The sequence below is a fragment of the Flavobacterium sp. 90 genome (assembly GCF_004339525.1).
GTDB lineage: Bacteria > Bacteroidota > Bacteroidia > Flavobacteriales > Flavobacteriaceae > Flavobacterium.
This window is the reverse complement of sequence record NZ_SMGE01000001.1, coordinates 3,770,522-3,782,587: the sequence shown is the minus strand read 5'-3', so window position 1 is coordinate 3,782,587 and position 12,066 is coordinate 3,770,522. Positions and strand designations below refer to the sequence as shown.

The following is a 12,066-nucleotide window of genomic DNA, read 5'->3' as shown; positions in this document are numbered from 1 at the left end:
AAACCCGACAGGTTTTTAAAACCTGTCGGGTTTAGAACGCGATCAACAACTTAAAAAACTGGTACAAAATATAGAATTGGGTATGACTATTATGATTCGTTTCCCATGGTTGAAACCACGGGCTATGACTGAAATATAATATGATTGTTTACGAAAGTATTATTCTGAAAATGATTGCCCTAGCCCCGATAGAAGTGGAAATCCTTTTGTTGCGGTCCCGATAGCTATCAGGAGCAACAAAAGATTGGAATGGATAGCGGGATTAGCTCCTAAAAAAAATTATGTCGACGTTTTAGTGCATAAAAAAACTCCTGCTCGTAGGAACAGGAGTTGCAAAAAAACAAATCAATTCTATTTTTTTAATTACAATTATTTTTAGACTAAACCACGTGTCAACCAGCCTCTTTTATTGGCGGTAACAATGGCATAAGGTGTTATCCAGAATAAACTGAAGGTGTAGAAAACACTATAAGAATATGCCCAAAGCGAATCTGCAAGATTGTATCTTTTAGCGTAAAACAATACCGGAAAACTTGATACAATTAAGATCCCTAATAATGTTGAGCTCAAAAATAATAACGGATGCATGGCGATAAACACAAACATAAAAATCATAAACGGATACGCCATAACGATTTTTAGAGCTTGGTTGAACCATAAAAGTCGTGCTCCAAATTTAGATTCTTTTCTAAAATCGGTAAAAACATATTTAGCCATTGCAATATTCTCACGTACATTACTTCTACTCCATCTAATGAACATTTTGTATAATCCGGTGTATTCTTCAGGAACGTTTGTCAATACATAAGCGTTTCTTTGAAATACCACATGTTGACCTTGTTTTAGGATCATATTTGTCATCGCACGGTCTTCGCCAATATCAGATGGTTGTCCCATAAAAGTTTGATTGATCCATTCGTCAAGACAAGCAAAAACCGAAGTTTTTCGATAAGCTGCCGCTGCTCCCGGAGTACAAAGTACAGAACCTAATTTGCTTTCGGCAGAACGCATGAATTCAAAACTCATAACGAAACTTACGTTAAGCATTTTGGGCAAGATTGCTTTTTTGCTATTCAAAACATGAACGTTTCCTGCAACTGCACCACATTTTTCATCTACCACAAACGGACTTACTAAATTTCTTAGTGTATCTTTTTTCACAATTGAATCACTATCAACTGTTACAAAAATTTCTCCCATTCCTAGTTCGAATCCACGGTGTAGCGCGTGACGTTTTCCTTTGTTTTCAGGTTGTTGAAAAATAGTTAAACGATCACCTAATTTTATTTTGGCTTGTTGCATCCAGTACCAAGTATCATCTTTACTTCCGTCGTCAACCGCTAGAATTTCTAGCTTATGCGCCGGAAAATCACTATCTGCCAAACTCAATAAAGTATCCCAAACCAGTTTTCCTTCGTTATACGCAGGAACGATTACGGTACAAGTTGGCAACATTTCATCCGAAACTGATTCGATTGGTTTGTAGCTAAAATACAAGTATAAATTATACAGAAATACTCCTGTTTGAAAAACAAATAGTAATCCTGCAACGACCAAAAACGGAAATCCCCAAGAAGAATTCATTCGGTCGATTTGAAACTGATCAAAGTCGGATTGTAAATGATAAACGGAATATGCTCCAACAAACAATAAGGCAAATGTGCTTACTAACACAAATAATCCGAACTTACTTTTAGTGCGCTCGCTTACTTTTTTTGCCGCTACATTGTCATTACTAATTCGAAAAATGGAACTTTTTAAGGCTTGTTCGTTACTAAGATCTGGATTTGAAGTATAAAATTGTTCTGATGTTAAGGTTTCACTTTTCATATGACACTACTTTTGATTGCTTTCTATGGGCTTTTATTTAATTTGCTTTCCTCTCGATGCGTAATTTTCATTTATCGAAAAGGAATTTACATTATCCCATTTTGCAAGCGTTGTGCCATTATCAGTTTTTACTGGTTTTGAGTTGTTTAGGTATTTTACCCGTTTTTGATGTGTGTAATTATTATACGTTTTTAGGATACAGTATACAGTTTTTACTGGGGTTTTGAGAGGTTTTGGGTTGGGGTTTTGGTGTCTTTGAGTGTGACGAAGTTTATTAAAAACGTTTTTTGGAGTTTATTATTGTAGTTGAAGTTTTTTTGGAATTTGGACTCGAGGGATAAGCAACAGGTAAATTTTGGGATTTGGGATTTTAAAATTTTGGGATTTCTTTTTCTGGAGCTATTTCCTGCTATCCGCTTGTATCTTTTCCTTGCTAAAAGAGCAAGAAAAGGGATACCGCTTCTATCAGGGCTAGGGATTTAGGTTTCATTAGAAAATACATTTCAAAAAAGGGTAAATAAACGTACAAGAAAAACAAGAGAAAAAATTACTGAATGAAAAATCAGTTGTTCGGAAATCCCGAACAACTACTAAGCCATCATTCCCTTTACAAAAACCTCTACGAATTCCTTCATTCTAGCAATAATTCGATCACCAATAACTCTTGCTTGAAGAATACTTGGTCTATTATCTAAACATTGAAAAACTTCGTCTTTTATTGGTTCTCTACCACTATAAATATAAGCATCGATCAATGCTTTAAATTGCGCTTTATCCAGATGTTCTTCTTCGCATAGTTTTCCTAACGCTAATACTTTTTGATCTTGCCAGAATTTTTCGAACTCATCTTCAATAGAATCGCCATCTTTAATTAGTGGCATGTTCTCATCAATGAATTTCTGAATTAATTCTCTTTTACTTCTCAATTGAATATCACCACCCAATAAATCTATAATAATTTTTCTTTGAGTTGCCGTCGTACTAGGAGTTTTAGCTCCCTTTAGTTGTGCTAATAATTTCAGAATATAAGCAACATTAATTTGATCTCTGTGAATTAATTCTAATTCAAAATCAATATCATCAAGTATAGATGTTTTTTGTTTTTTATTGTCTTGTTTTACTTTTTCGTATAAATCCAGATACTTGCTTTTGTAGTCTTCAAATTCCTGCTCATCAATTGGTAAATCCTCCCAATCAAAATCAGTGTAGGATTGCAGCACATTCATTGCCCGCATCAACTTTCTAAAAGCTTGTACAAATTGCGCTTCGTCTTCCTCGCTTTCTAAATTATCTACACTTTGGTAAGTTGGCGTTATTTCTCTTAATAATTTTAATGCTTCGTCAAACTTCTCCGCTATTGTTTCATAATCAGGCATCGTGACAACTTCTATTGCCTCTTTATTCGAAAATAAAGTAATTGCATCATCAGTTGCTTTTTTAAGATTTCTGAACGATAAAATGTTTCCTTGCGACTTCTGTTCTCCTAAAATTCTATTTGTTCTTGAATAAGCTTGTATTAAACCATGTTGCTTCAGGTTTTTATCTACATAAAGAGTATTTACTTTTTTGGCATCAAAACCAGTAAGCATCATATTGACAACGATTACAATATCCAAACGATCTTGTTCATTATTGAAATTTTCTTTTTCACGATTTTTTAATCGTTTACTTATATTTTGGAAATATTTTTCAAATGATGAACTGTCTTTGTTTGTAAAACTAGTGCCAAACATTACGTTATAATGACCAATATATTTTTCGAGTTTATCTCTTGTATGACTAGATTCATATAGAGTTCTTGGCTCTGCCAAAACATCAAAATCTACTTCATCAGCAGGAAGAAAATCCTGTGCTTCATCTGAATCTTCATTAGTGCCATAGGTAAAAATCGTAGCAATACGCAAATCGTGTTCACCGGATACTTTCTTTTGCTGAAAAAGATCGTAGTATTTAATTACATTGTCAATACTACTAACTGCCAACAATGCCGAATAGTCTCTATTAAATGTTTTTTGATTGTGATAAGCAATAATATAATCAACAATTTTATTGATTCTTTTATTGGAATCCAAAACTTCTTGCTTATCGATATCTTCAACTTCAATATCTATAAATGTATTGCTTTTGTTTTTATATTTTCCTACATATTCAATTCCAAAACGCAGTACATTTTGATCTCGAATAGCATCCGTAATCACGTATTTATGCAAACAGTTACCAAACAAATCTTTTGTGGTTCGTTTTCCCAAATCATTTTTAGAAGCGTTTTCAGCAAATATCGGCGTTCCTGTAAAGCCGATTAACTGACTTTTTTCAAAGAATTTTGTAATGCGTTCATGCGTTTCTCCAAATTGAGAACGATGGCATTCATCAAAAATAAAAACGATCTTCTTATGTCGCAAAGGTTCAATATTACCTTTAAAACGTTCTGAAACGGCATTGTTTAATTTCTGAATGGTTGTTAAAACCAATTTAGTATTATCCGTTAATTGCCTAATCAAAGATTGTGTATTATCAGTAACATCAACGCTATCTTTTTTGAAAGCATTAAACTCGTTCATTGTTTGATAATCCAGATCTTTTCTATCGACTACAAAAACAACTTTGCAAACATCTGGCAATTCCATTAAGATTTGGCTTGCTTTAAACGAAGTCAAGGTTTTACCAGAACCTGTTGTGTGCCAGATATAAGCATTATCATTTGAGTTTTTGACCTGATGAATAATGGCTTCTGTTCCAAAATATTGATAAGGTCGCAAGACCATCATTACCTTATGGGTTTCGTTGATCACGATATAATGGGATATCATTTTACCCAAATGATTTGGATTCAGAAAAGCGGCTGTAAAATCAGGTAACTCTCTAATGTTTTTATTATTTGCATCTGCCCAAAAGAAAGTTTGCTTGACCGATTGCAATTTGTTGTTTGCTAAATATTTGGTGTTAACTCCATTGCTTATTACAAACAATTGTACATATTGAAACAAACCATGATTACTCCAAAAAGAATGCATTTGGTAACGATTGATTTGGCTGAAAGCTTCTTTGATTTCAATACCAGAACGTTTGAGTTCTATTTGAACCAAAGGTAAACCGTTGACCAAAAGCGTTACATCAAAACGATTTTTATAGCTTCCCTCCAAACTTATTTGGTTGGTAACCTGAAATAAATTTTGGCTATTATCTTCAGTATTAAAAAAACGAACATAAAAAGAAGTTCCGTCTTCTTTGGTTAAATTATAATAATCTCTTAGTGTTTTGGCTTTTTCAAAAACATTGCCTTTGGCTAAATGATTTAAAATAGCATCAAATTCCTTAGCAGTAAAAGTAGTTTCATTAAAAAGTTCAAGTTGCTTTTTAAGGTTAAAAACCAAAGATTCTCCATCCTGAATTTTTACAGATGCAAACCCTAAACCAACCAATTGCTTGATTAAATTATTTTCTAAAACAGCTTCAGATTGATGACTCATATGTTACTATTAAATCCTAATATTTATAAATTTGTCCCTTATTATAATCAAAAATTTCAAGTACTTTTTTTAAATTATGATCTTGACAAAATTCATGTACTTTTTGCCAGGAAAGAAAATGATACCCAGTTTTATTATTCTGCTTAAACATTTCAATTTCTGATTCATTAGATGGAATTAGTCCAACAAAATAAGCATTCTTTTCACAGCATTTTATTAATTCGAATGCTTGCAAAACAACTGGATTACTTCCTATTTTTCTTTTCCCTAAATAAGCTTCATTTATTTCAAACTTGTTATCATTTTTAATATCATTCCATTTCTCAACTAGTAACTTCTTTAAATGAAGCTGGGAAAATAAATTTGACCAATAATTTTTAGGTTTTATTTTATTTTCACCCTCTTTTGATGCATTGTATTTATTAAATTGAGATTGAATATTCCAATTACTGTTTGAAGTATTCACTTTACCTTCTATAAATAAAACCCTTTTATCTTTTGGATTTTCATATTCAAGAATAATAATTAAATCAGAATCACCAAAACGAGAAAACGATTGCTCTAACAGAATTGTATAATCAATAATGATATTATTTGGTTCTTCAATTTCGGGTACGTTAATTAATTTGACAAACTCACGCATTAGCTCTTTATCCTCACCAATTGAGAAGATTAATGAATTAATTATACCACGTTCTGAATAACCTAAAATTTTCATGTTGTGGGTAATTCACTCATTACTCTAGCATAATCATCTTCAGTAAATATATATTCTGACGGAACTCCAAATGGTATGTGCGGTTGTCCGAAAATTAAACGTCCTAAAGTCCATACTCCTGCCATTGGAATCAAAACAAGTTCGCCATTGCGCAGGAATGTAAATCCTCGATAATCATCAGGTAACCAACCAAATTCTAATAATTTTTCTTTTGTTAAGTTCATAATATTATATTTAATTAATTTTATACAAACATTTTCTGCAACAAACCTTTTTTAAAAGTTTGCGTTTGAGTTATTTGTTGATTCACACTTTCTATTTTTGTGTCGATGGTTGATAAAAAATTGGCGATTTTTTGTTGTTCTTCAAAGTGAGGAATATTTAGACTTATTTTTGCTAAATCGCCTAAATAAATTCCTGGTTGTGCGCTTACTACTTTTCTGTTTTCCAATTCTTTTTGAAATGCATTTCCATTCATTAATTGAAACATATAATTAGAATAAACATTTTCAAAACGAAAAAATGCCACACTCCTTTGAAATGAAATGTTTTTCTCGCCTTTGTATATTGCAAGACGACCTATTGTTCCAACTATAGTTAACAAAATATCATTCTCTTTAAGACTATAGTTTTTGTAAATTGCATTGAAATCAGCTTCTGAAATTTTCCTATCATCATCGTCAATATTTATTTGACCATTGCGTATGTTTTTAGCACTCAAAAGATAGTATTTACCATCGGGAACATCTTTATGAGAGCCATGTGAGCCGTCTTTCAATAAAGTAACAATATTTCCCAATTTTTTCTCCTCCCAATCTGGATAATCCCCCCCATTCTCATCTTTAAATCGCAATTTACCAAAGAACAATTCTTGCATTAGGCCTTTTTTGTATTGCTCTAATAATTCTTTTCTCCGAGAAAGTTGCTGTATTTTTTTATCGACCGCACTTAAAAAAGAAGCTATTTTTTGTTGTTCTTTGAGTGTTGGAATATTTATTTCAAAATTCCTAACATCTTGTTTTGTAATAGTTTTAGTTCCTGTTCCAGAAGCTAATGCTCTTAACAAATGTTCCTTTGTTTTTATTTGAGTATATATATATCGGGCAGAATGCTCCTTTTTTATCCTAAGAAGAAATAAATTCATTGCCAATGAAACAGGTCTGTTTAAATCTGGCATTAAATAGGTAGCTCCTGCATTTGCAATTTTATTTATTATTATATCGTCTGGATAAACTTTTGATTTTTTGAGAAAATTGAATGCATTTTCATCAATGTATAAAAGATTTTTTTGAAAGTCTTTTTTTTCAAAATTTGTTGTGCGTATTATTACAGCATAATTTTCTTCTTCCAGTAACTCAACATTCTCTTTTAATCTTTCGTAAGATCCATTAGCATGATAATCTGTAAGCAAATCAATGCAATTTCCTAGATATTTTTCAGTCCATTCTCCTTCAAACTCCTTAAATCTTAATTCCGGAACCAAAGTTTCTCTCTTTTCGTAATATAAAGTTTCTGTAGTCATTAAAATGGTGTTTCAATTCCTAATTCACTACAAAACTCAGCAATTGTTAAATCTGTAATTTTACCAATCTTATCCAGCTCTCTTAATTCAGTAATTATGGTTTTTAAATCTATATCATCTTCTTCTTCAAAAGTATCTACATAACGAGGGATGTTTAGGTTGTAATCTTGAGACGCGATGAATTGCGTCTTTACGAGATAACTATATTTTTCTTCTGTAATGCGATTTTTATAAATGCTAATAATTTTGTCTATATCTTCAGTTCGCAATACGTTTTGGGTTTTCACTTTTTCGTAATATTGGCTTGCGTCTATAAATAAAATATTTTGAGCATCGGTTCGTTTTTTCTTCAAAACCAAAATACAAGTAGGAATACCAGTTCCGTAAAAGATATTGGCTGGTAAACCAATTACGGCATCCAAGTAATTTTTTTCTTTTATTAAATATTCACGAATGTGTCCTTCGGCACCGCCACGAAACAAAACACCGTGTGGTAAAACTACTGCCATAGTTCCGTTTTCTTCAAGTTGGTGTACCATGTGTTGCACAAAAGCAAAATCGGCTTTGCTACTTGGTGCGAGTTTTCCGTAAGCAGAAAAACGCTCATCGTTCATATGCAAAGGACTTGCGCTCCAGTTTGCAGAAAATGGAGGATTTGCAACAATAGCTTCAAAACGCATATCATAATGTTGAGGACGTTCTAAAGTATCTTCATTTTTAATATCAAAACGTTTGTAATGAACATCGTGCATAATCATATTCATACGACATAAGTTGTAAGTCGTAGGATTCATTTCCTGCCCGTAAAAAGCATTTACCGTTTTTACTTCTTTAGCAACGCGCAATAATAAAGAACCAGAACCACACGTTGGGTCGTAAACACTTTTAAGTTTGTCTTTACCAACAGTTACCAATTGTGCCAAAATACTACTCACTTGTTGTGGCGTGTAAAATTCTCCTGCTTTTTTTCCTGCGCCACTTGCAAACTTACCAATTAAGTATTCGTAAGCATCACCAAGAACATCACTATCGGTATTTTCTAAATCAAAATCAATTTCGTCAAGATGCACGAGCACTTTTACAATCAATTCGTTTTTGTCAGCTTCTGATTTTCCAAGTTTATGAGAGGTTAAATCTAAATCAGAAAATAGATTTCCAAAGTCTTCTTCACTTTCAGAGCCCATTGTACTTTGCTCAATGTGCGTCAATACTTTGGCTAAATCTCCTAAAATAAAATTATTTTTCCCGCCAGCGTTTCCTCTTCTTGCCAACTCCGAAAACAATTCAGACGGTTCTAAGAAAAAACCCAATTTATCAATTGCCAATGATTTTAATTCTTGTTTTAATAAAGCTTCATCTGCATGTCCTTCGATTTCCTGAAATATCAAACCGTCTGGTTTCAATACTTCATTGGCATACAAATCCATTTTTGTACTCAAGTATTTGTAGAAGATAAAACCTAATATGTAGTCCCTGAAATCATCGGCATCCATTTTTCCACGAAGCGTGTTTGCGATATTCCAGAGTTGTTGTTCTAATTTTTGTTTTTGTTCGGCTGCCATTAAGCAAGTATTTTTTTACATTATAATTATGAGTGCTAAAGTATTGAATATATACCGAAGTGTAAAGAGGAAAGCCATAAAGTCTAGTAATATATTTTACTTATCTGTTTAAAACAATTAAAATTAAATAACAATCAAAAACATAAGCAAAGCATTATTTTTTAATTAAAACAAGTAAAAATACTTACAATTTAATTATTATTTAGTGGTATACTTGCCTAAAAAAACAGCAGTTTATTATGGTTTTCCGTAAAGATGATAATTACTAAATACTAATATTTGTTTTTTAAATAAGGATAAGTACAATCGTTGCTAGTAAAAATTAGATTAAGTAGAAAACTTTGGAGAATATTATATGCTTAATCAAATTTTGCTCCATTATAAATATTAGAAAATTAAAAATGATAAAAGAAAGAATCGAACAATATTTAACAAATCAATTTACTGAAAGAATAATTAATACTCAAGATTTCTTTTTTCAAAAAGGTCAAGATGCATTACAAAAATGGCTGAATCTATCCATAAATAATGAAGACAAATCCGATTTAGAAAAATTAGCTGCTGATTACGAAGGTTTGCAAAAACTAGCTATTAAAAGGCAAACCATCAATGAAATACTCAACTTATTATTTGAAATTATTTCATATTGTGATAGCAAAGCAAAAAGCAAGGATTATTTCAATCAATACGATGATAATAGAACTTTAGCAATGGCTTATGTAAGAATGAATCATTGGGTTGAAAAATTAATAACCTTCAAATTTAATCCAAATGCTGTCCCAGTTGGTTCTATTCGAAATGCAATAAATTATCTTCTTGATCCAACAAATAATGCTACGATTTTAAGTGAAAACCATAGAACAATGATTTCACAAACATTATTTCAAAAAGAATATAATCCAAATGACTTCATAAAAGATTTAGAAGAATATTTTTCTTATTATCAAATTAACGTAAGTAATATTAAAAACTATACTTATTTACTTTCTTGCATTATTTATTTTATCAGAAAAGAATGGCTGGATGATATCATTGGATTAATGGCTTCTGATAATACTCCATGGAAAGATAATGCTATAAATAATATGCAGGGAAGTGATTGTACTATCTTATGGAATTCTAAAAGACCAACAGGGACAAATAACACATTGAAGATGTTACGAAGCAAAATTAATGATGGTGGATATTTTAAGTTATTTTATTCCGTTCATGGCAATGTACAATATGTAGCTGAAATTATTGATTTTGTAGAAAATGATATTCAATTAAAAGAAAAGAACTGGCCTTCTAAATTTAAAAAAATAGATGGATACGAAAATGATTTCACTAAGTATAATGATGACAATAAGTCGGCAAACATTGTATTTCTTACTAGAAAATTCGAAAGAGTTCAATCAATACCAGCCACTTCTTTTGCAACATACAAAGGATGGGCGTATCCTGTACAAGATAATTTAACTCCAATAATATCCGAACCAGATATAACCACAATGCCTACAAATAATAATTCTGCAACATCTTCTATTATGAATAATAACAATAAAAGTTCGTTAAACCAAATTCTATATGGTCCACCAGGAACAGGAAAAACCTATAAACTTCAACAAATAATTGAAGATTGGAATTTAAAGGAAAAAACAAGTACTGAAATAGATTATACTTCATTTGTTAAAAATTATACATGGTGGCAAGTTATTGGTTTGGCCTTACTAGAAAAAGAAAATATTACTGTACCAGAATTAGCTAAACATCCTTTAATTATTGCAAAGCTTGGCTCAAGCAGTGTTAAACGATTAAATACGCGATTGTGGAGCAGTTTGCAACACCATACAGTTGATGAATGTGAAAATGTTAAGTTAGCTCATCGTGTTGGAGAAAGGGTATTTTATAAAGAAGCAAACTCTGAGTGGAGATTAGATAGTCGAACTTTATTTCAATTAGAATTTATACCATTAGTAGATGCTTTTGAAGAATTTAAAAAGAGTGATGACACTAAAAAAAGTAAAGATTATACATTTACAACTTGCCATCAAAGTTTAACTTATGAGGACTTTATTGAAGGGATCAAACCTGACTTAAGCAAAGAAAATTTAGAAGATGATGAAGACGAAAGAAGTGAAAAAGTAATTTATGAAATTAGAAAGGGGATCTTCTATAATGCCTGTGAAAAAGCATCACAAAAAGCAGGTTTCATAAATTTGAAAGATTGTCTTGAACATACAAAAGATGAAAGAAAATATCTGTTTGAAAAAGCAATAGCAGAAAATAAAATTCATGTCATCTTTTTAGATGAAATTAATCGTTGCAATGTATCAAGCGTTTTTGGAGAATTAATTACCTTAATTGAGGACGATAAAAGATTAGGCAAAGAGAATGAGATAGCAGATATAACATTACCATACAGCCAAGAAGAATTTGGAGTACCTGCCAATTTATTTATAATTGGCACGATGAATACCGCTGACAGAAGTGTTGAAGCTTTGGACGCTGCTCTAAGAAGACGTTTTTGTTTTGAGGAAATGCCACCACTATATAGTTTAGAAGAATTGCAAAATGATATTTTCGGATACAAAGCTTCTGAAATACTTAAAACAATCAATTTAAGAATTGAAAAATTATTAGACAAAGATCATAAAATAGGTCATTCCTATTTACTTAACAAAGATAAAATTTCAATTATAGATTCTTTTTATAAAAATATAATTCCCTTGCTTCAAGAATATTTCTTTGGAGATTATAGCAAAATTGGTTTGGTACTAGGAAAGGGTTTTGTGAGTTTGAAAGAATCAGATAAAGGATTAGATATCTTTGCTGATTTTGATGATGCCATTGATGATTTTGATAATAAAAATGTTTATGAAATTGTTGATTATAGAAAAGGCGAAGATTACAGGTTAACTCTTAATAAAGTTGATGTAATTATGGATTTTGAAAAGGCTATCCAAGTTTTAATGAATAAGTAAT

The 12,066-nt window shown here is 31.3% G+C and carries 7 protein-coding genes; 1 reads left to right on the top strand and 6 read right to left on the bottom strand.

Annotated elements, in window-relative coordinates:
• Positions 1 to 375: 375 nt before the first annotated feature.
• From C8C83_RS15905 to C8C83_RS15880, 6 genes are all read right to left on the bottom strand, one after another.
• Positions 376 to 1,830 carry a glycosyltransferase gene (locus C8C83_RS15905; protein ID WP_121329405.1) on the bottom strand — a complete coding sequence of 485 codons (1,455 nt, stop codon included), beginning with the start codon at positions 1,828 to 1,830 and terminating at the stop codon, positions 376 to 378.
• A gap of 590 nt (positions 1,831 to 2,420) precedes the next feature.
• Complete coding sequence (locus C8C83_RS15900) at positions 2,421 to 5,300, bottom strand: type I restriction endonuclease subunit R (RefSeq protein WP_121329404.1); 2,880 nt, start codon at positions 5,298 to 5,300, stop codon at positions 2,421 to 2,423.
• Positions 5,301 to 5,316: 16 nt separating this feature from the next.
• Positions 5,317 to 6,018, bottom strand: coding sequence for a hypothetical protein (locus C8C83_RS15895; RefSeq protein WP_121329403.1), 702 nt, complete (start codon positions 6,016 to 6,018; stop codon positions 5,317 to 5,319).
• Positions 6,015 to 6,242, bottom strand: coding sequence for a hypothetical protein (locus C8C83_RS15890; RefSeq protein WP_121329402.1), 228 nt, complete (start codon positions 6,240 to 6,242; stop codon positions 6,015 to 6,017). The genes C8C83_RS15895 and C8C83_RS15890 overlap by 4 nt, the downstream gene beginning before the upstream one ends.
• Positions 6,243 to 6,262: 20 nt before the next feature.
• Positions 6,263 to 7,501 carry a restriction endonuclease subunit S gene (locus C8C83_RS15885; RefSeq protein WP_199735293.1) on the bottom strand — a complete coding sequence of 413 codons (1,239 nt, stop codon included), beginning with the start codon at positions 7,499 to 7,501 and terminating at the stop codon, positions 6,263 to 6,265.
• A gap of 38 nt (positions 7,502 to 7,539) precedes the next feature.
• On the bottom strand, positions 7,540 to 9,102 hold the full coding sequence (locus tag C8C83_RS15880) for a type I restriction-modification system subunit M (protein WP_121329400.1): 1,563 nt from the start codon (positions 9,100 to 9,102) through the stop codon (positions 7,540 to 7,542).
• A 401-nt stretch (positions 9,103 to 9,503) separates the two neighbouring features.
• Here C8C83_RS15880 and C8C83_RS15875 point away from each other — a divergent pair, with 401 nt between their 5' ends.
• Positions 9,504 to 12,065, top strand: coding sequence for an AAA family ATPase (locus C8C83_RS15875; protein WP_121329399.1), 2,562 nt, complete (start codon positions 9,504 to 9,506; stop codon positions 12,063 to 12,065).
• The last annotated feature ends 1 nt before the right edge of the window (position 12,066 follow it).

Coding starts and splice junctions, on each gene's coding strand:
- C8C83_RS15890 (WP_121329402.1), bottom strand. CDS start 6,242: ATGAACTTAACAAAAGAAAAATTATTAGAATTTGGTTGGTTACCTGAT.
- C8C83_RS15895 (WP_121329403.1), bottom strand. CDS start 6,018: ATGAAAATTTTAGGTTATTCAGAACGTGGTATAATTAATTCATTAATC.
- C8C83_RS15905 (WP_121329405.1), bottom strand. CDS start 1,830: ATGAAAAGTGAAACCTTAACATCAGAACAATTTTATACTTCAAATCCA.
- C8C83_RS15880 (WP_121329400.1), bottom strand. CDS start 9,102: ATGGCAGCCGAACAAAAACAAAAATTAGAACAACAACTCTGGAATATC.
- C8C83_RS15875 (WP_121329399.1), top strand. CDS start 9,504: ATGATAAAAGAAAGAATCGAACAATATTTAACAAATCAATTTACTGAA.
- C8C83_RS15900 (WP_121329404.1), bottom strand. CDS start 5,300: ATGAGTCATCAATCTGAAGCTGTTTTAGAAAATAATTTAATCAAGCAA.